Raw genomic sequence first — 20,288 nt, 5'->3', positions numbered from 1 at the left:
ACGGCGTTCAGCGAGGTGTGAAGCAGGCGATCGACCAGAAGCTGGAGCAGGCGGTCAAGGATGCTTGCAACAGCCCACGGTTCGAACAGGTGCTGGCCGATGCGGTCCGCAAGCGCCTCCAGCAACCGCAGTTCGCGTTCCTCTGGTTCATCAAGGACATGCAGGCGCGGCTACTGCGCGAGGACCCTAGCATGGGTTCGGAGAAGGCGTTCAAGATGGCAGCAGCGACGTACCGCCTGTTCCTTGCGGACGAAAAGACCGAGTTCGGCGATCCGCGGTTCGATTGGTCCAAGGCCGGGGCTGAGACGCTGATTGAGGAATACGAAATTGGAGAGTGGGAGCGCAAAGCATGACCACCACCACCGACATGCAAGGCCAAGCGGCGGCGAATGTGATGGAGGCGCGGGTGCGAGCAGCAGCGCGGTATCCTGAGGCGATCGTCGACACGATGGGACGAGAGCATGTGCCGGCACCGCGGCGGGCTATCCTGTCCGGTGCCTGGGACAACGCGCCTATCGTGCGGCGGGAGGTGGGGTGATGGGGGCTATGGGCAACATCGCCCGGAAATACCGCCGGGCGCTCCGGAACAAGACCGGGGTCAAATTCACCTATGAGGAACTGCAAGCATATGCCGCTGCAGGTGCCCTCGCCATCGCAACCCACGCAGAAAACGAAGAGCTATGCCCCGCCACACAAGCCCCTGCATTGTCGACGATTACTGGCTCGACAAGCGCCGGGATGGAGCATCGCCCGACGTCTGGCAGATCACCTGCTACAAGACCGGTACTCGACAGGTCGTCTATCGCAGCACTCGTAAACGGAGCCTAGACGATGCGCGCGACGCCCTGCACGCGTTCGTCGCCAAGGAGCGGGCCAAGCGCAAGCAGCAGCCCGAGGACGCCCAGGTCGTTCCCATGCTGTGGCTCTACTGGTCGGAGAAGGGCGCGCGGAACATCAACGCTGACCAGACAGGCCGATCGCTGCGGACGTTCGTCGCGTTCCTGCTGCAGGATGAAGTCGGAGGCGGTGCGGTCGTGACCGATCTGGTCCCTGCCCTGTTCCATCGCTTCATCGCTTGGCGGATGGGTCCGCACGCCTTTGACCTGGAATGGGACAAGCAGTCGTACAGCTACAAGTCGGAGGGCGTGTCTGCAGATACCGTCGACCGGAACCTGAACGACATTCGGGCTGGCGTGAACCACGCCGAATCGAACATGCGCATTCCCTATGCGCCGAAGATTCCGACCGTGCCGAAGGATTTACTGAACCCCCTGCGCGAGCGTGTACTGACGCTGCAGGAGCTGGGGCGAATCGCATGGTACGCGAAGCATTACCCGCACCTGTTCCGCTTCGTCGCGCTGCAGGTCGCTACGTCGGTACGTCCAATGGCGGCGATGGCGTTCGACCCGAAACGGCAATACGACGATCGCTATGGGCTGATCGACCTGCAGCCGGAAGCAGCGCCGCGGACGAAAAAGCGCAACGCCATCGTGCCGGCGATTCGCCCCATGCGGGTTGTGTTGCGGGCATGGGCTGCAGACCCCGAAGCGAAGCAGACCGAATCGATCAAGACGGCATGGCGGATTATGCGCCGCATCCTGCAGCTATCCGACGACGTATTCCCCAAGACGATTCGCCACACGATCGCGACCTGGCTCTACAACGACGACACGGTGCCAGAGCGCCAGATTGCCGAGTTGCTGGGCCATGAAGGCAATTTGCGGGAAACGACGAAGCGCTACGTGAAGTACGATCCGCAGCGGCTACAGCAGGCCACGAAGGCGCTGGCCAGAATATGGCTGCAGGTATCGCGGGAGGCGCGAAAATATTCCGCTGTCCATTTGCTGTCCAAGACCGGAAACGAACAGCGGAAGGTGATTCACAGACCGCTTTAATTTTGCTACCATTCCCAAGCGTTAGGAATGGTGGGCGCGACAGGGATTGAACCTGTGACCCCACCCGTGTGAAGGGTGTGCTCTACCGCTGAGCTACGCGCCCGGAAACCCGGAGGCCGGCTCCCTAGATGGGTCCGGCGATCGTGTCCAGAGGTTAATTCACCGAATCCTTCAGGCCCTTGCCGGCCTTGAACTTCGGCTGCGACGACGCCTTGATCGTCATCGGTTCGCCGGTGCGCGGATTGCGACCGGTCGATGCCTTGCGCTTCGACACCGAAAACGTGCCGAACCCGACCAGACGAACTTCGTCACCCTTCTTGAGCGCCGCCGAGATGACGTCGAATACCGCCTCGACCGCCTTCATCGCATCGCCGCGGGTAAGCCCCGAATGGTCGGCGACCTGCCCGATCAGCTCCTGCTTGTTCATCCCGTGGAACCCCCTTCATCCGTATGACAATATGGAAAACTCAAGCGCGGCACTAAGGCCGCGCGAACGCGCGCTGTCAAAGCAAATTGGGCGCGGCGGCGCAATCCAATGGTTTGCACCCCGCCGGATTGCCCGATCGCCCCGTCGAACGGCGGGGCGGCCACCTGCCGCCCCGCCCGCTCGATCAATGCGGCCGCGACTCGCCGATCCCCGGCACCGGGACCGGCGGCTGCGCCGCCAGGTCGTCGGCCTCGGTCCAGTCGATCGCGGTCAGCGGCTCGGTGAGCGCCAGCCGCAGTACCTCGTCGACATGCGCGACCGGGATGATCTCCAGCCCGGCGCGGACATTGGCCGGAATTTCCGCCAGATCCTTTTCGTTCTCAGCCGGGATCAACACCGTCTTGATCCCGCCGCGCAGTGCCGCGAGCAGCTTTTCCTTCAGGCCACCGATCGGCAATACCCGACCGCGCAGTGTCACTTCACCGGTCATCGCCACCTCGCGCCGCACCGGCACGCCGGTCAGCGTCGAGACGATCGACGTGACCAGCCCGATGCCCGCCGAGGGGCCATCCTTCGGCACCGCGCCTTCGGGCAGGTGGATATGGACGTCCTTGCGATGAAACAGGCTGGGCTTGATGCCATATCCGGGCGAGCGCGCCTTGACGTAGCTCCACGCCGCCTCGACCGATTCCTTCATCACGTCGCCCAGCTTGCCGGTCGTCTTGACCGATCCCTTGCCCGGCACCGTCACGCTTTCGATGGTCAGTAATTCGCCGCCGACCTCGGTCCAGGCAAGCCCGGTGACGCCACCGATCTGATGCTCTTCCTCGCCGACGCCAAAGCGATATTTGCGGACGCCCGCGAACTCGGACAGGTTGTCCGGCGTCACGGTAACCGAAGTCGCCTTGCCCTCGAGGATACGGCGCAGCGCCTTGCGGGCCAGCTTCGCAATCTCACGCTCCAGCGTACGGACACCGGCTTCGCGGGTGTAGAAGCGGATCAGGTCGCGCAAGGCTTCCTGCGTCAGCTCGAACTCGCCGGCTTTGAGCCCATGCGCGTCGACCTGCTTGGCGACCAGGTGCCGTTCGGCGATCTCGACCTTCTCGTCCTCGGTATAGCCCTCCAGTCGGATGATCTCCATGCGGTCGAGCAGCGGCTGCGGCAGGTTCAGCGTGTTCGCGGTGCACACGAACATCACGTCCGACAGATCGATGTCGATCTCCAGATAGTGATCGTTGAACTTCGCATTCTGTTCGGGGTCGAGCACCTCCAGCAGCGCCGACGCCGGATCGCCACGGAAGTCCTGCCCAAGCTTGTCGATCTCATCGAGCAGGAACAGCGGGTTCGACGCCCCTGCCTTCTTCAGGTTGGTGACGATCTTGCCCGGCAGCGAGCCGATATAGGTCCGGCGATGGCCGCGAATCTCGGCCTCGTCGCGCACCCCGCCCAGCGACTGGCGGATGAACTCGCGCCCCGTCGCCTTGGCGATCGACTTGCCCAAGCTGGTTTTGCCGACGCCCGGCGGGCCGACGAGGCACAGGATCGGACCTTTGAGCTTATTAGTGCGCGCCTGCACCGCCAGATATTCGACGATCCGGTCCTTGACCTTCTCCAGCGCATAATGGTCCTGGTCCAGCACGCCCTGCGCGACGGCGATGTCCTTCTTCAGCTTCGACTTCTTGCCCCATGGCAGGCCCAGCAGCACGTCGAGATAGTTGCGCACGACCGTCGCCTCGGCACTCATCGGCGCCATGGTCTTCAGCTTCTTCAGCTCCGACGTCGCCTTGGTCCGCGCTTCCTTGCTGAGCTTCAGCGTCGCGATCTTCTGCGTCAGTTCGGCGACCTCGTCGCCATCGCCATCTTCGCCCTCGTTGCCGAGTTCGCGCTGGATCGCCTTGAGCTGTTCGTTCAAATAATATTCGCGCTGCGTCTTCTCCATCTGCCGCTTCACGCGGCTGCGGATCTTCTTCTCGACCTGCAGCACGCCCAGCTCGCCCTCCATGAAGGCGAACACCATTTCCAACCGCTTGTGCGGATCGGCCTCGACCAGCAGCGCCTGCTTGTCGGCGACCTTCACCGCGATATTGCCGGCGACGGCATCTGCAAGGCGCGAGGGATCGTCCAGCTCGGACAGCTGCACCGCAGTTTCCGCCGGCAGCTTTTTGTTGAGCTTGGCGTAATTCTCGAACTGGTCGACGACCGAGCGCATCAACGCCTTTAGCTCGGCACTTGGCTGCGCGACCGCTTCGGCGACACGCTCCTCCATGCCCTCGTCGGCATCCTCCAGCGTCGTGTCGTCAGCTTCGGTCGGGGTGACCGTCGCGACCAGATAATTGTCGACCGTCTCCAGATCGGTCAGTGTCGCGCGCCCCTTGCCCGACACCAGCACGCGCACGGTGCCGTCGGGCAGCTTCAGCATCTGCATGACTTCGGCGGACACGCCAACATCGTACAGATCGTCGCGTGCCGGATCGTCCTCACCCGGATCGAGCTGCGCCACGAGGAAGATTTCCTTCGATCCGGCCATCGCGGCTTCCAGCGCAGCGACCGACTTGTCGCGCCCGACGAACAGGGGCACGATCATGTGCGGAAACACGACAATATCACGCAGCGGCAATACCGGCAGCTTCAGCGGCTCGGACGAAACGGAATTGGTAATCTCGGACATGGACACTCCACGACCCGGCCGAACTGCCGGACCCACGACCTTATATGGTGGCAATTGCCGCGCCATCAATCTCCGTTCGACGGCACGCTGACCCATGATGGCATCCTATGCGCTGGCGCTGGCCGCCGCGTTGCAGGCGGCACCGGCCGAACCGGCACCGCCGGTGCATCCGATGACGCTGCGGTCGGGCGGCCCAATCAGCGCCGATCGCGCCGCACTGCGCCTTGCCCATGCCGACCTCGCGATTGAGGCACTGCCGGCGCGGCGGATGCTGTCGGCGCGCGTCACGCTGACGCTGACGGCACAGGCCATGACGCCGCGCATTCCGATCGACCTCGACGATGCACTGGCGGTGCGGTCGATCCGGGTCGATGGTCGAGCGGTCGACCACACCCGCTGGCGGCAGGCCAATGGGCAGGTCGTCATCGACGCGCCCCTTGCGGCCGGACAGCGCGCGGTGGTGGAGATCGTCTATGCCGGCAGCCCGCATGTGGCGAAGCGCGCGCCGTGGGACGATGGCTTCGTCTGGAGCGAATGGCAGGGCAGGCCGTGGTTCGGCACGACCGCACAGGACAGCGGATGCGACCTGTGGTGGCCGTGCCTCGACTATCCTGCGGGCGAGCCGGCATCGGTCGACCTGCATCTGACCGTGCCCGCCGGCCTGTCCGCGCCGGCCAATGGCGTATTGCGCGGCATCGATACGCTGCCCGATGGCCGCACCACCTGGCACTGGCACGCCGGCCCGACCAATCCCTATGCGCTGGCGATCAGCGTCGGCCCTTATCGCGAGATCAAGGGCAGCTATCGCAGCCAGTTCGGCAACGTCATCCCGCTGCATTTCTGGCATTTGCAGGGCAAGGACGCCGAGGCACAACGGCTGTTCGACGAATTTGCCCCGACGCTGGATTTTTTCGAAGCGACCATCGGCCCGTATCCGTTCGGCGACCAGAAGGTCGGCGTGGTCGAGACGCCGTATCTCGGCATGGAGCACCAGACGATCAACGCCTATGGCAATGGCTACAAGCCCGCGCCGGAGGGGTTCGACTGGCTGTTCCAGCACGAGTTCAGCCACGAATGGTTCGGTAACCAGATGACCGCCGCCGACTGGGACGACTTCTGGCTGCACGAGGCGTTCGCATCCTACATGCAGCCGCTCTACGGAAAATGGCGCGAGGGCGATGCGCGCTATCTGTCGATGCTGCTGATCCAGCGACAACGGGTGGCCGACCGCGCGCCGATCGTCTCGGGCAGGTCGCTGACCACGCGCGAAGTGAATGGCGATGCCGGGCCGGGCACCGACGTCTATTTCAAGGGCGCGTGGATGCTGCACAGCCTGCGCCACCTGATCGGCGATCGCGCCTTCTTCGCAGCGACCCGGCGATTGGTGTATGGCCGACCCGATCCGAAGCCCGGCAACTTCACGACCCGCTTTGCCACCACCCGCGATTTCGAAGCAGCGGTGGCGCAGGAGAGCGGGCAAAACCTTGGCTGGTTCTTCGACGTCTATCTGCGGCAGGCGGCGTTGCCCGACCTGATCGAGCAGCGCAGCGACATCGCCCTCACGCTACGCTGGCAAGTGCCGGGCGACGGCCGCTTCCCGCTGCCGGTCGAGATCGAGATGGACGGGGTGCGCCGCACCTTGCCGATGACCGGGGGCAGCGCGACGATCGCCGCACCGCGCAGCGCGCATATCGTGATCGACCCGATGGCCTGGCTGTTGCGCCGGTCGCCTGCGATCGAACGGATGCAGGCACCGCGCGTTACGACGCCATGACCCGGCTATCCCAACGTGCCGCCGAAATGGCAGCGACCTTCATGATCGGCGACGGGCTGCTCGGCCTGTTACAGCCCGAGCGCCATGTCGCGCTGTGGCAGGAGCAGGCGGGCGGCGCGCAGTGGCTGGTCCGCCCCTTTGTCGGCCGCCCCACGCTGCGCCGCGCCTATGCCGTGGCGCAAATCGCCGCCGGGCTGGCGCTTGCCGCCCGGCAGCGACCGTAGATCAGGGAACGACGGTGATGAACAGATAGGCGGCAAAGATCGTCAGGTGGACGATGCCCGACAACACCGTCGTCCGCCCATTGCCCAGCGTCAGCGTCGATACGAGCAACGACAGCGCGAACAGCACCATCGACTTGGCATCGATACCCAGCGACAGCGGCCAACCCATCACCAGCGATACGATCGCGACGCTGGGGATCGTCAGACCGATCGTCGCCAGTGCCGACCCCATGGCGAGGTTCAGGCTGGTCTGCAGCCGATCCTTGCGCGCCGCCTTCACCGCCGCGAGGCTTTCGGGCGCGAGCACGAGCGCGGCGATCAGGATACCGACGACCGCCAGCGGCAGCCCCGCCCCCAGCACCGCCGATTCGATCGTCGGCGACAGGTCCTTGGCCAGCAGCACCACCCCGACCAGCGCGACCAGCAGCACGCCGAAGGCGATCCATGCCGTCCCCCCACCGGGCGGTTCGGCATGGGCATCCTTCGGCAGCGATCCATCGATTGCCGGCAGGAAGTAGTCGCGGTGCCGCACCGTCTGCACCATTACGAACGTCGCATAGAGAATGACCGAGATGATCGCGACGAACGTCAGCTGCGACGGCGACAGCGTGGGGCCTGCTACGGTCGAGGTATAGTTCGGCAGGACCAGCGACAGCACCGCCATCGCCGCCAGCACCGACAGTGCGGCGCTGACCCCGCGCAGAACGAACCGCTGCTCGTGGTGACGGATGCCGCCGACCAGCAGGCAGATGCCGACGATGAAATTGAGGATGATCATGATCGCGGCGAACACCGTATCGCGCGCCAATGTCGCGACGTCGCCCGATCCCGACAGCATCAGCGACACGATCAGCGAGACTTCGATCACCGTCACCGCGACCGCCAGCACGAGCGTGCCGAACGGTTCGCCGACCTTGTGCGCGACCACCTCGGCATGGTGGACCGCCGCAATCACGCAACCGATCATCACAGCCGCCGCCAGTCCGGCACCGACACCGCTCGCCTTGGCCAGATTCAGCAGGATCGCCACCAGGCCCAGCAGGGGGACGACCATCGACCACCACGGCAACGCCGTCCGGTCGAGCAACGCCCGTTTCGCTCCGGGGGCCACGACGACCTCCTCGCGTTCCGCCGCCATCATCGCGTCATGGTCCCGTGTTGCCGACATCGTCACTCCCTGATCGTTACGCAAAGCCAATGCTTGGGACGTGCGATGTTTCCATGGGCGGCGGGGCGATCACCGGCCGATGGCGTCGATCCAGTCGGGTAGCGCCGCCAGATCGGGCAACTGGCGGAAGCGGGGATGATCGACCGGCGCCTTGCCCGCCTCATGCGACCAAGCCAGCGCCTGCGGGACATACGCCGCCCATGCCCCGGCAGCGAGCGCGGGCAGAACATCGGAGCGCATCGAATCACCCGCCATCACCGCATGGTCGGGCGCGACGCCGTAGCGATCGAACACCCGCGCAAAGGTCTCGCTCGTCTTGTCGCTGACGATCTCGATTCCCGCAAAGCGATCGCCCAGCCCCGATGCGGCGAGCTTCGCCTCCTGGTGCAGCAGGTCGCCCTTGGTGACCAACACCAGTCGCCCCCGCTCGGCCAGCGCGTCCAACGTTGCCTCGATCCCGTGGAGCAGTTCCACCGGATGCGCGAGCAGCCGCCGACCAGCGGCCAGGATGTCGGCGATCACCCCACTTGGCAGCCGCTCGCCGCCCAACTCCAGCGCGGTTTCGATCATCGAGAGGGTAAAGCCTTTCGCGCCGTAGCCATAGAGCTTCAGATTACGGCTTTCACACGCATCTAGCGTCTCACGTGCGACGTCTGCGTCGGCGAACGGCCGCAGCATCGCGCTGAACGCGTCATGCGCCTCCTCGAAATGCCGCATGTTGTGCCACAGCGTGTCGTCGGCATCGAGGCAGATAAGGTCGATCGGCATGGGCGGGGGATAGCGCGCGATACGTGCCGAGAAAAGTCGCCCACGTCTTCCCCGTCATTCCGCTCTTCGCCGGAAGGACGAACCAACGCAAAACGGGCGCCGGTTACCCGACGCCCGCTTGCTACTTGGAAAGACCAGCCCGCAGCTTACGCCGCGTCACCCGCCTTCTTCTTCTCGGCATAGACGCGTACCGGTTCCTTGCGACCCTCGATCACGTCCTTGTCGACCACGACCTCGTCCACCCCGTCCATCGACGGCAGGTCGAACATCGTGTCGAGCAGAATGCCTTCGAGGATCGAGCGAAGCCCGCGCGCGCCGGTCTTGCGTTCGATTGCCCGCTTCGACACCGACACTAACGCTTCGTCGTTGAAGCCGAGCTTCACGCCCTCCATGTCGAACAGCTTCTGATACTGTTTGACGAGCGCGTTCTTCGGTTCGGTCAGGATCTTGATGAGCGCAGCCACATCGAGATCCTCGAGCGTCGCGATCACCGGCAGACGGCCGACGAATTCGGGGATCAGGCCGAACTTCAACAGATCTTCCGGCTCGGTTTGACGCAGCACCTCGCCAGTGCGGCGTTCCTCCGGCGCGGCGACATAGGCACCGAAGCCGATCGACTTGCCCTGCAAACGATCCGCGATGATCTTTTCCAGACCCGCGAACGCACCGCCGCAGATGAACAGGATGTTCGTCGTGTCGACCTGCAGGAATTCCTGCTGCGGATGCTTGCGCCCACCCTGCGGCGGAACGCTTGCGGTGGTGCCTTCCATCAGCTTCAGCAGTGCCTGCTGCACGCCTTCGCCCGACACGTCGCGCGTGATCGACGGGTTTTCGGCCTTGCGGCTGATCTTGTCGATCTCGTCGATGTACACGATGCCGCGCTGTGCCCGCTCGACGTTATAGTCGGAGGCCTGGAGCAGCTTCAGGATGATGTTCTCGACATCCTCACCGACATAGCCGGCTTCGGTCAGCGTCGTCGCATCGGCCATGGTGAACGGCACGTCGAGGATGCGCGCCAGCGTCTGCGCCAGCAGCGTCTTGCCGCAACCGGTCGGCCCGACGAGCAGGATGTTCGACTTCGCCAGTTCGACGTCGGCACCCTTCTGGCCGTGGTTCAACCGCTTGTAATGGTTGTGCACCGCGACCGACAGCACGCGCTTCGCCTGCTTCTGCCCGATGACGTAATCGTCGAGCACGTTGCAGATTTCCTGCGGCGTCGGAACCCCGCCGTCCTTCTTGGCGACCAGTGCCGACTTCGTTTCCTCGCGGATGATGTCGTTGCACAATTCGACACATTCATCGCAGATGAACACGGTCGGACCCGCGATCAGCTTGCGTACCTCGTGCTGCGACTTGCCGCAGAACGAACAGTACAGGGTGCTCTTGGAGTCGCCGCCGCTGAGCTTCGTCATTCAATTCATCTCCCGCGCCACCGTGACGCGTCGTTGTGCCTGTCAGGATACACACAGGCTTGTATCCGGCAATGCATTAAAAGTTTACCCGCCCCGGCCGCCGGATGGGCCGCGGGGCGGGGCAACCGCTTATGCGGCCGGGGTCGCCTCTTCCGGCGCGCCCGGACGCTTGTCGAACACCTGGTCGACCAGGCCGAACGCCTTGGCCTCTTCCGCCTCGAGGAAGGTGTCACGGTCCATCGCCCGCTCGATCTCTTCCAGCGGCTTGCCGGTGTATTTCACGTACAGCGCGTTCATCCGGTCCTTGATGCGCTGGATTTCCTTCGCCTGGATCTGGATGTCCGACGCCATGCCCTGCGCCCCGCCCGAGGGCTGGTGGATCATGATGCGGGCATTGGTCAGCGCGACGCGCATCCCCGGTTCGCCGGCCGCCAGCAGGAAGCTGCCCATCGACGCCGCCTGACCGATGCACACCGTGCCGACGCGCGGGCGGATATACTGCATCGTGTCGTGGATCGCCATGCCGGCCGTCACCACCCCGCCCGGCGAGTTGATGTACATCCAGATGTCCTTCTTCGGATTTTCCGATTCGAGGAACAGCAGCTGTGCGGTGATGAGCGAGGCCATATGGTCCTCGACCCCGCCGGTCACGAACACGATGCGTTCGCGCAGCAGGCGCGAATAGATGTCGAAGCTGCGCTCGCCGCGGCTCGACTGTTCGATGACGATAGGGACGAGGCCGTCGTGGATATCTAGCATTGGGTTCCCGCTGAGTAGGTTTCGACGCCCTACATCGGCGCTCCCGCCAGATGGCGCAAGGGGCCAGCGTATCGCTACGCCCCCGTTATGATGGTTATAGCCCGGTCTTTCCGCCGCCCGGCGCCGGATGCCCGAGATAGGCGAGTCGGCGAACCTCCCGCCGCCCACGCACCACCGTATCGAGGATCAGGCCGGAGAACAGGCAGAGCGAGGCGAGGATGACCAGCCCGGTCGCGAGAATCGCGGTCGGGAAGCGCGGCACCAATCCGGTATGCAGGTAGGTGATGGCAAGCGGCACCGCGAGGATGAAGGCGATCGCCGCGAGCAGCAGCCCGATCGCGCCGAAGAACCACAGCGGCCGTTCGATCCGGTACAGCGTCGCGATCGTCCGTGCGATGCGGAACCCGTCGCCATAGGTCGACAGCTTCGATGCCGACCCCTCTGGCCGGGCGAAATAACGAGTCGCGACCTCGGCGACCGGCATCCGCAACTCCAGCGCATGGACGCTGATCTCGGTCTCGATCTCGAACCCGGCCGACAACGACGGGAAGCTCTTCACGAACCGCCGCGAAAATACGCGGTAGCCCGACAGGATATCGGTGAAGCTGCGCCCGAACAGCCGCGCCAGCATTCCCGTCAGCATCGCATTGCCGAAGCGGTGCCCCCGGCGATACGCCAGCGCCGCCTCGCTCACCCGCTGCCCGACCACCATGTCGAGCTGTTCCTCGATCAGCCGCGCGACCAGGTCCGGCGCAGCCGCCGCATCATAGGTCGCGTCGCCATCGGCCATGACATAGATGTCGGCGTTCACATCGGCGAACATCCGTCGGACGACCGCACCCTTGCCCTGGATACGCTCGCTGCGCACGACAGCGCCGGCCGCACGCGCGACCTCGATCGTCCGATCCGACGAATTGTTGTCGTACACATAGATGGTCGCGTCGGGCAGCGCGGCGCGGAACCCCGCGATGGTCGCGCCGATCGCGGCTTCTTCGTTATAGCAGGGCAGCAGGACGGCGACGGTCGTAGACATGGCCCGCGTACAACACCGGACGCCGCCGAAAGCAAGCGCTGGACATGCAAAGGCCGCCCGCTCCCCGAGGGAGCGGACGGCCCATTGCCTCTAAGATCGACCGATCAGCCTTCGCTGGTTTCGGTTTCAACCTTCTTCTTGGCGCGCGGCTTCTTGGCCGGAGCCGGAGCAGCTTCGCCCTCGGCGGCTTCGGCCGGTGCGGCTTCCGCCTTCTTGGCCGGAGCCTTCTTGGCCGGAGCCTTCTTCTTCGGCGCTTCAGCCTCGCCCTCGGCTTCCGCCGGTGCTTCGGCGGCCGGCTTGGCCTTGGCGGCCTTCTTCACCGGCTTGGCGTGGTCATGATCGTGGCCGTGATCGCAGTCCGGGCCGTGCACATGCGGCACCGCACCGTCTTCGCTCTCGATCTCGGCTTCCAGTTCCTCGCGCGTCACTTCGCGCTCGGTGATTTCGGCCTTGCCGAACAGGAAGTCGACGACCTTGTCCTCGTACAGCGGGGCACGCAGCTGTGCGGCCGCCATCGGCTCCTGCTGTACATACTGCATGAAGCGCTGGCGATCCTCCGGGCCGTACTGCTGCGCGGCCTGCATGATGAGGCGCTGCATTTCCTGCTGCGTCACCTCAATGCCGTTCTTTTGACCGATTTCCGACAGGAGCAGGCCGAGGCGAACGCGACGCACCGCGATCTGGCGATAATCGTCACGCTCGGCTTCCAGCTCGGCACGGGCCGCTTCCGGATCGGCTTCGTGGCCGGCTTCATGCTGCAGCTGCGCCCAGATCTGCTCGAACTCGGCTTCGACCATCGACGGCGGAACGTCGAAGTCATGACCCGCGGCGAGCTGGTCGAGCAGCTTGCGCTTCATGTGGGTGCGGGTCAGGCCGTTCAGTTCCTGCTCGATCTGACCCTTGATTAGGCCACGCAGCTGCTCGAGGCTCTCGAGGCCCAGCGACTTGGCGAACTCATCGTCCGGGCCGCCCTCTGCAGGTACCTTCACGTCGGTGATCTTGAGGTCGAAGGTCGCCGCAGCGCCCTTCAGGTTTTCGGCTTGGTAATCGTCGGGGAAGGTGACATTGATCGTCTTCTCGTCGCCCTTCTTGACGCCGACCAGCTGGTCTTCGAAACCGGGGATCAGACGGCCCGAGCCGATTTCGATCGCCATGCCTTCGCCGGTGCCGCCGTCGAATGCCACGCCGTCGACCTTGCCGACGAAATCCATCACGACCAGATCGCCGGTCGCAGCCGCATGGCCTTCTTCGGCATCGTCATGACGCTTGTTGTTGCTGGCAAGCTGTTCGAGCTGCTGGTCGACCACCGCTTCGTCGACCGGAACGGTCAGCCGCTCCAGCTTCAGGTCGTCGATTGCGGGCGCCGGCACGTCGGGCAGCACTTCGAGCGATACGGTGACCGAAGCGTCCTTGCCCGGCGCATAGTCGCCTTCGAGCGACACCTGCGGCGCGGTGGCGGGGCGCAGCTTCTGCTCGGCGATCAGGGTCTGGATGCCATCCTGGATCGAGCTGTTCAGCGCGTCCTGCGACAGCGCTTCGCCGTGCATCTTGCGGATCAGGTTCGCGGGCACCTTGCCGGGGCGGAAGCCGGGCATCTTGATCGTCGGCGCAACGCGCTTCACTTCGGCGTCGACCTTGGCGTCGACCTCCGCAGCGGTGATGGTCAGCGTGTAGGCGCGCTTCAGGCCCTCGTTCAACGTCTCGACAGTCTGCATTCTCACGGCTTTCGTCAAAAGAATCGAATGGAGCGGCTCCAGCTTCGACAGGCGCTGGCGGCGTCACTGGTGCGGGCGAAGGGAGTCGAACCCCCACATCTTTCGATACTGGAACCTAAATCCAGCGCGTCTACCAGTTCCGCCACGCCCGCCGAGCGGACGCCGCCGGCACGGGCGCGTCTATAGCAGTCGTGTGCGCCGGGGCAAGTCGCCACGCTTCGCAGAGTTGCATCGATACCGCAACCCAGGCGCGCGGCGGGCGTTGGAGAGGGGAAGGAGAGACAGATCATGCCCGTCGAACCCCCGATCCCCGCCGAAACGCCCGCCCCCGACCCCGGCGTCGCCCCGACCACCCCTCCGCCCGAACATCCGGTGCCGCAGACCGAGCCGGGTCAGCCGACCGCTCCGCCGCCCGAAATCGACGTGCCCGGCCCCGACGTCGATGTGCCAAGCCCGATACCCGGCAATCCTGGTGTGACCCCCGTTCCGGTACAGCCGATCATGGGAGGCAACTGACATGAGCGACCGCGATCGCAACACCCATCCCGACAGCGCCCCGCAGGACGATACCGACCACCGCAGCGACATCGAGCGGGCGGTCGATGCCGTCAATGGCGACGTCGAACGCGGTGGCACCGACAGCGGCGCAACGTCGCCGACCGAGCCTACGGTTTCGCCGGATACGGCCGGCGGCTCAGGCGGCGTGGTGCGCAATCAGGAAAGCGACGGTCAGTAGGTTCGACCGCTTGTCGCGCGCGGAGTAAAACCTGAATTCAGGCGTGACCTCGCGCTTGCGTCGAAGTCACCAAGGCTCTGAGTAGCGGACTACTTCAACACCCGTCGCGCGGTGATCACCCTCACCGGCGCGGCGGGCATTTCGCCCTTGAAAGCACCATTGCTGGCCTTGGCCGGATCGACCGGCGTATCGAGGATTTTCACCAGCACGTCGCGCCCGTCGACGATCCGGGCAAAGGCGGCATAGCCCTGCCCATCCGCCGGCACACCCGGCGCAGCATCCAGCGCACGGCGCTGGTCCCCGATCGAAATCGTGAACTCGCCCCGCGCGGTGCCCAGCCCGAGCCGGGCGACGGACAGCGTACCGTCGGTATGCGACAGCCCGGTCTGCGTCGTGGGTTCATGCTTGATCGGCGGCAGCATCTTCTTTGCATCGGTATGCGGCCCGAACTGGACGAAACCGAATTCCGGCCCGACCTTCACGATGCGGTAGAAACTGACGCCATCCAGCCGCTTCTGGTCGACATAGCGCAGGAAATTGGCGGCGGTGATCGGCGCGCGCTTCACCTCGACCTCGACCGTCAGCGTGCCGGCGGTAGTTACGATCGCGACGCGCGGCAGCGGCGGCTCGGCTACCGGCCGGGGCGCCGGCGTCTCAGCGAGGGCCGGTCCGGCCAGAGCCAGTGCTACCAGCAGCGCACGTCGCGTTGTCTTCATCATCCCAGCGCCTTCTTGAGCAAATCGTTGACCACGCCCGGATTGGCTTTGCCGCCCATTGCCTTCATCGTCTGACCGACGAAGAAACCGAACAGCTTGTCCTTGCCGCCGCGATAGTCGGCGACCTTGTCTGCGTTCTTTTCCATCACCTCGGCGATCACCGCCTCGATTGCGCCGGTGTCGCTGGTCTGCTTCAGGCCGCGTTCCTCGACAATGGCATTCGCGCCCTGCCCGGTTTCGAGCATGATCTCGAACACCTGCTTCGACAGCGTGCCCGACAGCGTACCGTCGGCGACCAGCTTGAGCAGTTCCGCGCCCTGCGACGGAGACACCGGGCTGTCGACGATCCCCTTGCCGAGACGGTTCAGCGCACCATATAGGTCGGAAATCAACCAGTTGGCGGCCGACTTTGCTGGTACATCCGAACCGCATTCGGCGAGCAGCGCCTCGAACCAGCGCGCCGTCTCGACCTCCGCGGTCAGCACTGCGGCGTTATAGGCCGATAGGCCCAATTCACCCTCGTACCGCCGACGCTTGGCGTCGGGCAATTCGGGCAGCGACGCGCGGCATTCGTCGAGAAAGGCGTCGTCCAGTTCGAGCGGCAACAGGTCGGGATCGGGGAAGTAACGATAATCGTGCGCGTCTTCCTTCGACCGCATCGACCGGGTGACGCCCTTGTCCGGATCGAACAGGCGAGTTTCCTGCACGATGCGGCCACCATCCTCCAGCACCGCGACCTGCCGGTTGGCCTCATATTCGATCGCGGCCATGACGAAGCGCACCGAATTGACGTTCTTCGTCTCGGTCCGCGTGCCCAACTCCTCGCCGGGACGACGCACCGACACGTTGACGTCGGCGCGCATCGACCCCTGGTCCATGTTGCCGTCGCACGACCCGACATAGCGCAGAATCGTCCGCAGCTTCGACAGGTAAGCCCCTGCTTCTGCTGGCGAACGCATATCCGGGCGGCTGACGATTTCCATCAGCGCGACGCCTGACCGGTTGAGGTCGACATAGGAACGCGTCGGATGCTGGTCGTGCATCAATTTGCCGGCATCCTGCTCGACATGGATGCGCTCGACACCGATGGTCTTGGTCGGGCTGTTCGGGTCCTTTTCGTCGAGGACGACAGTGATCGACCCCTCGCCCACCAGCGGATGATAGAGCTGGCTGATCTGATAGCCCTGCGGCAGATCGGCGTAGAAATAGTTCTTGCGATCGAACCGCGACCATTTGTTGACGACCGCATCGATCGCCATGCCGGTGCGCACCGCCTGGCGGATGCATTCGCGGTTCGGCGTCGGCAGCATGCCCGGCATCGCCGCATCGACCAGCGACACCTGCGTGTTCGGCTCCGCGCCGAACGCGGTCGCCGCGCCGGAGAACAGCTTGGCGTTCGACGTGACCTGCGCATGGACTTCGAGGCCGATCACGACCTCCCAGTCGCCGGTCGCGCCACGGATGCGGTAGTTCGATTCAGTCATTTCGCATTCCTCTCGCGCCGCCCAAGGGTAGCGCGGCCAATCACCACCACTTGTCCGCACGCGCGACGAAGCCGGCGCGCTGCTCGATCGCAAGGCCCGCATTCAGCACGCCCTGCTCATCGAGCGGCTTGCCGATCACCTGCAACCCCAGCGGCAGCCCGTCCTTGTCGACGCCACCCGGCACGCTCATCGCGGGCAGGCCCGCCAGCGACGACGGCACGGTGAAGACGTCGTTGAGGTACATCGCGATCGGATCAGCGCTCTTCTCGCCCAACGCAAACGCCGCCGACGGCGCGGTCGGGGTCAGCAGCACGTCGCACTGCTCCCAGGCCTGTTCGAAGTCGCGCGCGATCAGCGTCCGCACCTTCTGCGCCTGCGTGTAATACGCGTCGTAGAAGCCGGCCGAAAGCACATAGGTGCCGATCATGATCCGGCGCTTCACCTCGTCGCCAAAGCCGGCGGCGCGGGTCGCGGCGTACATGTCCTGCAGGCCTGCGCCGTCGGGCAGCACCCGCTGGCCGAAGCGCACGCCGTCATAGCGGGCAAGGTTCGACGAAGCCTCCGCCGGCGCGATGATGTAATAGGCCGGGAGCGCGTACTTGGTATGCGGCAGCGAGACCTCGACGATCTCCGCCCCCGCATCCTTCAGCCAGTCGATACCCTGCTGCCACAACGCCTCGATCTCCGGCGGCATGCCGTCGACACGATATTCCTTGGGGATGCCGACGCGCTTGCCCGCCATGCTGGCGTTCAGCCCGGCTTCCCATGCCGGGACCGGCAGGTCGAGCGAGGTCGAATCCTTCGGATCGAACCCGGCCATCGCCTCCAGCATGATCGCGCAGTCGCGCACGTCGCGCGCCATCGGCCCGGCCTGGTCGAGCGAGGAGGCGAAGGCGACGACGCCGTAGCGCGAACAGCGACCATAGGTCGGCTTGATGCCGGTGATGCCGACAAAGGCGGCGGGCTGGCGGATCGAGCCGCCGGTATCGGTACCGGTCGCCGCCGGGCACAGCCGCGCCGCGATTGCCGCCGACGACCCGCCGGACGATCCGCCCGGCGCCATCGGCGCAGTGTCGTTGGGCCGGCGCCATGGCGAAATGACATTGCCGAACGCGCTGGTTTCGTTGGACGATCCCATGGCGAACTGGTCAAGGTTCAGCTTGCCCAGCATACCCGCGCCGGCATTCCACAGATTGCCCGAAACGGTCGATTCATACTGGGGCACGAATCCTTTCAGGATACCGCTCGCCGCCGTCGTCTCGACGCCCTGCGTGCAGAACAGGTCCTTCATGCCGATCGGCACACCCGCCAGGGGCTTAAGCGTCTCGCCAGCCGCGCGGGCATCGTCGGCCACTTTCGCCGCGGCCAGCGCATGGTCGGGCGTTTCGACGAGGAAGGCGTTGAGCGGCTTTGCGGCAGCGACAGCGGTGATGAACGCATCGGCCACGTCGCGCGCCGAAAAGGTCCCCGCACGCACGCCGTCGCGGATCGCGGCGACGCCAAGATCGGTCAGGTTCGACACTATTCGATCACTTTCGGAACGGTGAAAAAGCCATGTTCGCCCTGCGGCGCATTGGCCAGCACCTTGTCGCGCACATCGCCATCGGTGACGGCATCGTCGCGCAGGCGCAGATGGTTGGGGATGACGGCCGTCATCGGCTCGACGCCCTGGGTATCGACTTCGCCCAGCTGTTCGATCCAGCCAAGGATGTTGCCGAGTTCGGGTGCCAGCTTTTCGGCTTCGGCATCGGTGATCGCGATACGGGCAAGGCCGGCCACGCGCTTTACGGTTGCAGGTTCGACGGACATGGGAAGGGCGGCTAGCATCCCGGCACGCCCCCCACAAGCACCCGCAAAGCGGTTGCGCCCGTTCGCGCCTTCCCGCATCGAGTGGCCGCAACAGCGGTGGAGTCCCGATTGGCGCGCAAATTCCTGTATATCGTGGCGACGCTGATCGTCTTGGTCATTGCCGGCGCGGTCGCCTACCGCATGTTCGGCAACGACCTGCTGCGCCGTGCCCTGGTGCCGGGCGTCGCGTTCCGCACCGAACCGACCATCCCGTCGCGGCTCTATGCGGACAAGGCGATGTGGTTCGCGCGGCCGGGGCTGGCGAACACGCCGGTCGACTGGCTGCCACCGGGCGTCGACCGCACGACGCCGGGCAAGGCGGAGATTTTCTTCATCCATCCGACCTCATTCGTCGGCACGGACCGCTGGAACGCAGCGCTGGACGATGCCGAGACGAACGACCGCGCACGCATCTTCCTGCGCGGACAGGCAAGCGCGTTCAGCGCGGCGGGACGGGTCTGGGCGCCGCGCTATCGCCAGGCGACGTTCGGCGCGTTCCTGACCAGCGACGCGGCGGCGGGCCAGGCGCTCGACCTTGCCTATCACGATATCGAATCGGCCTTCGACCGGTTCCTCGAAGAGATCGACCCGAAGAAACCGATCATCCTTGCCGGGCATAGCCAGGGGGCGCTACACCTGACGCGACTGCTGCGCGAAAGGGTCGCGGGCACCCCCCTCGCCCGGCGAATCGTCGCGGCCTATGTCGTCGGCTGGCCGGTATCGCGCACCACCGATATCGCGGCGCTCGGCCTGCCCGAATGCAAGGCGGCCGATCAGGCGGGCTGCCTGCTCTCATGGCAGAGTTTCGCCGAGCCGGTCGATCCGTCGCTGATCATCGAGCAGTATGATGCCTCGACCGGTTTCGACGGGCGGTCGCGCGCGAACACGCCGATGGTCTGTACCAATCCGTTGACCGGTACGCCGAATGCGCAGGCACCGGCGAGTGCCAATCTCGGCACGCTGATCCCCGACAAATCGCTCCAAACCGCGACGATGGCGCCGGGCCTGGTGCCGGCCACCTGCGGGCCACGCGGGTTCCTGTCGATCGGCGACAATCCGCCGGACCTTGGCCCCTATGTGCTGCCCGGCAACAACTGGCACGTGTACGACTACAGCCTGTTCTGGGCGAATGTCCGCGCCGACGCGCTGCGTCGCTTGGCGACATGGGAGAAACGATGATTACCGAAGACCGCGCCGTCTTTCGCGACGCCCTGCCCGAAGGGGGCCGGCTGGTCGGCCTCGACGTCGGCACGAAGACGATCGGGACCGCGCTGTGCGATGCCGGCTGGAGCTTCGCCAGCCCCGCCGTGCTGGTCAACCGCACTAAATTCAGCGCAGACAAGGCGCAGCTGGCGACGCTGATCCGCCAGCAATCGGTGCGCGGCATCGTCATTGGCCTGCCCCTCAACATGGACGGCAGCGATTCGCCGCGAACGCAATCGGTGCGAGCCTTCGCCCGCAACCTCGACGACATGGCCCTGCCGATCTTCCTATGGGACGAACGCTGGTCGACGGTCGCGGTCGAACGACAGATGATCGCCGAGGACCTGAGCCGTGCCAAGCGGGCCGAGCGCGTCGACAAGCTGGCGGCCGCATACATCCTGCAAGGCGCGATCGACGCGCTGGTGAATATCCCTTTAGCCTGAGCTTGCAAGGGCGCG

21 protein-coding genes and 2 tRNA genes are annotated in these 20,288 nt (G+C 65.2%); 9 read left to right on the top strand and 14 right to left on the bottom strand.

All coding sequences use genetic code 11. The annotated features are described in order from the left end of the window. The first annotated feature begins 17 nt into the window (after nt 1-17). From ASE67_RS02430 to ASE67_RS02420, 3 genes are all read left to right on the top strand, one after another. Nucleotides 18-353 carry a hypothetical protein gene (locus ASE67_RS02430; protein ID WP_055756416.1) on the top strand — a complete coding sequence of 112 codons (336 nt, stop codon included), beginning with the start codon at nt 18-20 and terminating at the stop codon, nt 351-353. Further along, the gene (locus tag ASE67_RS02425) at nt 350-538 is read left to right on the top strand and encodes a hypothetical protein (RefSeq protein WP_055756415.1); all 189 of its coding nucleotides are present in this window, start codon (nt 350-352) and stop codon (nt 536-538) included. Before ASE67_RS02430 ends, ASE67_RS02425 begins: the two co-directional genes overlap by 4 nt. 142 nt (nt 539-680) lie before the next feature. Beyond that, nucleotides 681-1,895 (top strand): tyrosine-type recombinase/integrase, encoded by a 1,215-nt coding sequence (locus ASE67_RS02420; RefSeq protein ID WP_055756414.1) that lies wholly within the window; start codon nt 681-683, stop codon nt 1,893-1,895. Between the two features lie 28 nt (nt 1,896-1,923). Here the strand turns inward: ASE67_RS02420 and ASE67_RS02415 are convergent. From ASE67_RS02415 to lon, 3 genes are all read right to left on the bottom strand, one after another. Beyond that, a tRNA-Val gene (locus tag ASE67_RS02415) sits at nt 1,924-1,998 on the bottom strand. Nucleotides 1,999-2,049: 51 nt separating this feature from the next. Further along, nucleotides 2,050-2,322, bottom strand: a complete 273-nt coding sequence (locus ASE67_RS02410; protein WP_055756411.1) for an HU family DNA-binding protein — start codon at nt 2,320-2,322, stop codon at nt 2,050-2,052. Between the two features lie 184 nt (nt 2,323-2,506). Continuing rightward, nucleotides 2,507-4,990, bottom strand: a complete 2,484-nt coding sequence (gene lon, locus ASE67_RS02405; RefSeq protein WP_055756408.1) for an endopeptidase La — start codon at nt 4,988-4,990, stop codon at nt 2,507-2,509. Between the two features lie 94 nt (nt 4,991-5,084). Here lon and ASE67_RS02400 point away from each other — a divergent pair, with 94 nt between their 5' ends. Beyond that, on the top strand, nt 5,085-6,764 hold the full coding sequence (locus tag ASE67_RS02400; RefSeq protein ID WP_055756407.1) for a M1 family metallopeptidase: 1,680 nt from the start codon (nt 5,085-5,087) through the stop codon (nt 6,762-6,764). 26 nt (nt 6,765-6,790) lie between these two features. Beyond that, complete coding sequence (locus tag ASE67_RS02395; protein WP_235511753.1) at nt 6,791-6,988, top strand: hypothetical protein; 198 nt, start codon at nt 6,791-6,793, stop codon at nt 6,986-6,988. A gap of 1 nt (nt 6,989) precedes the next feature. On the opposite strand, the gene ASE67_RS02390 is transcribed toward ASE67_RS02395, so the two are convergent. The 7 genes from ASE67_RS02390 to ASE67_RS02360 all read right to left on the bottom strand — a co-directional run bounded on the left by ASE67_RS02390 (nt 6,990) and on the right by ASE67_RS02360 (nt 13,995). After that, nucleotides 6,990-8,156: a calcium:proton antiporter gene (locus tag ASE67_RS02390; RefSeq protein ID WP_235511752.1), complete on the bottom strand. Its 1,167-nt coding sequence runs from the start codon at nt 8,154-8,156 to the stop codon at nt 6,990-6,992. A gap of 69 nt (nt 8,157-8,225) precedes the next feature. Then, a complete protein-coding gene (locus ASE67_RS02385) occupies nt 8,226-8,924 on the bottom strand; it encodes an HAD family hydrolase (protein ID WP_055756402.1) in 699 nt (232 codons plus the stop codon). Between the two features lie 146 nt (nt 8,925-9,070). Beyond that, nucleotides 9,071-10,336, bottom strand: coding sequence for an ATP-dependent Clp protease ATP-binding subunit ClpX (gene clpX / locus ASE67_RS02380; protein WP_055756400.1), 1,266 nt, complete (start codon nt 10,334-10,336; stop codon nt 9,071-9,073). A 129-nt stretch (nt 10,337-10,465) separates the two neighbouring features. Then, on the bottom strand, nt 10,466-11,095 hold the full coding sequence (locus ASE67_RS02375) for an ATP-dependent Clp protease proteolytic subunit (protein ID WP_055756397.1): 630 nt from the start codon (nt 11,093-11,095) through the stop codon (nt 10,466-10,468). 94 nt (nt 11,096-11,189) lie between these two features. After that, nucleotides 11,190-12,128 carry a glycosyltransferase family 2 protein gene (locus ASE67_RS02370; RefSeq protein ID WP_055756396.1) on the bottom strand — a complete coding sequence of 313 codons (939 nt, stop codon included), beginning with the start codon at nt 12,126-12,128 and terminating at the stop codon, nt 11,190-11,192. 104 nt (nt 12,129-12,232) lie between these two features. Further along, nucleotides 12,233-13,843, bottom strand: coding sequence for a trigger factor (tig, locus tag ASE67_RS02365; protein WP_055756394.1), 1,611 nt, complete (start codon nt 13,841-13,843; stop codon nt 12,233-12,235). Between the two features lie 67 nt (nt 13,844-13,910). Then, a tRNA-Leu gene (locus ASE67_RS02360) sits at nt 13,911-13,995 on the bottom strand. A gap of 136 nt (nt 13,996-14,131) precedes the next feature. Here ASE67_RS02360 and ASE67_RS02355 point away from each other — a divergent pair. Both ASE67_RS02355 and ASE67_RS02350 read left to right on the top strand, forming a co-directional pair. After that, nucleotides 14,132-14,359 (top strand): hypothetical protein, encoded by a 228-nt coding sequence (locus ASE67_RS02355; RefSeq protein ID WP_055756392.1) that lies wholly within the window; start codon nt 14,132-14,134, stop codon nt 14,357-14,359. 1 nt (nt 14,360) lies between these two features. Continuing rightward, nucleotides 14,361-14,579, top strand: coding sequence for a hypothetical protein (locus tag ASE67_RS02350; protein WP_055756390.1), 219 nt, complete (start codon nt 14,361-14,363; stop codon nt 14,577-14,579). Between the two features lie 89 nt (nt 14,580-14,668). Here the strand turns inward: ASE67_RS02350 and ASE67_RS02345 are convergent, their stop codons facing one another. The 4 genes from ASE67_RS02345 to gatC are packed head-to-tail and all read right to left on the bottom strand — an operon-like array spanning nt 14,669 to nt 18,588. After that, the gene (locus ASE67_RS02345; RefSeq protein WP_156348465.1) at nt 14,669-15,295 is read right to left on the bottom strand and encodes a peptidylprolyl isomerase; all 627 of its coding nucleotides are present in this window, start codon (nt 15,293-15,295) and stop codon (nt 14,669-14,671) included. Beyond that, a complete protein-coding gene (gene gatB, locus ASE67_RS02340; protein ID WP_055756387.1) occupies nt 15,295-16,779 on the bottom strand; it encodes an Asp-tRNA(Asn)/Glu-tRNA(Gln) amidotransferase subunit GatB in 1,485 nt (494 codons plus the stop codon). The genes ASE67_RS02345 and gatB overlap by 1 nt, the downstream gene beginning before the upstream one ends. 40 nt (nt 16,780-16,819) lie before the next feature. Beyond that, nucleotides 16,820-18,301: an Asp-tRNA(Asn)/Glu-tRNA(Gln) amidotransferase subunit GatA gene (gene gatA / locus ASE67_RS02335; RefSeq protein ID WP_055756385.1), complete on the bottom strand. Its 1,482-nt coding sequence runs from the start codon at nt 18,299-18,301 to the stop codon at nt 16,820-16,822. Further along, nucleotides 18,301-18,588, bottom strand: a complete 288-nt coding sequence (gatC, locus tag ASE67_RS02330; protein ID WP_055756383.1) for an Asp-tRNA(Asn)/Glu-tRNA(Gln) amidotransferase subunit GatC — start codon at nt 18,586-18,588, stop codon at nt 18,301-18,303. The genes gatA and gatC overlap by 1 nt, the downstream gene beginning before the upstream one ends. Nucleotides 18,589-18,696: 108 nt before the next feature. On the opposite strand from gatC, the gene ASE67_RS02325 reads away from it, so the two are divergent. Together ASE67_RS02325 and ruvX are read left to right on the top strand one after the other, a co-directional pair. Next, on the top strand, nt 18,697-19,806 hold the full coding sequence (locus ASE67_RS02325) for a DUF3089 domain-containing protein (protein ID WP_055756381.1): 1,110 nt from the start codon (nt 18,697-18,699) through the stop codon (nt 19,804-19,806). Continuing rightward, nucleotides 19,803-20,273, top strand: a complete 471-nt coding sequence (ruvX, locus tag ASE67_RS02320; RefSeq protein ID WP_055756379.1) for a Holliday junction resolvase RuvX — start codon at nt 19,803-19,805, stop codon at nt 20,271-20,273. The genes ASE67_RS02325 and ruvX overlap by 4 nt, the downstream gene beginning before the upstream one ends. Nucleotides 20,274-20,288 lie beyond the last annotated feature (15 nt).

The organism is Sphingomonas sp. Leaf23 (assembly GCF_001421585.1).
Lineage (GTDB): Bacteria > Pseudomonadota > Alphaproteobacteria > Sphingomonadales > Sphingomonadaceae > Sphingomonas.
Note: the sequence above shows the minus strand (reverse complement) of the source record. Positions and strands in the feature narration are given on the sequence as shown.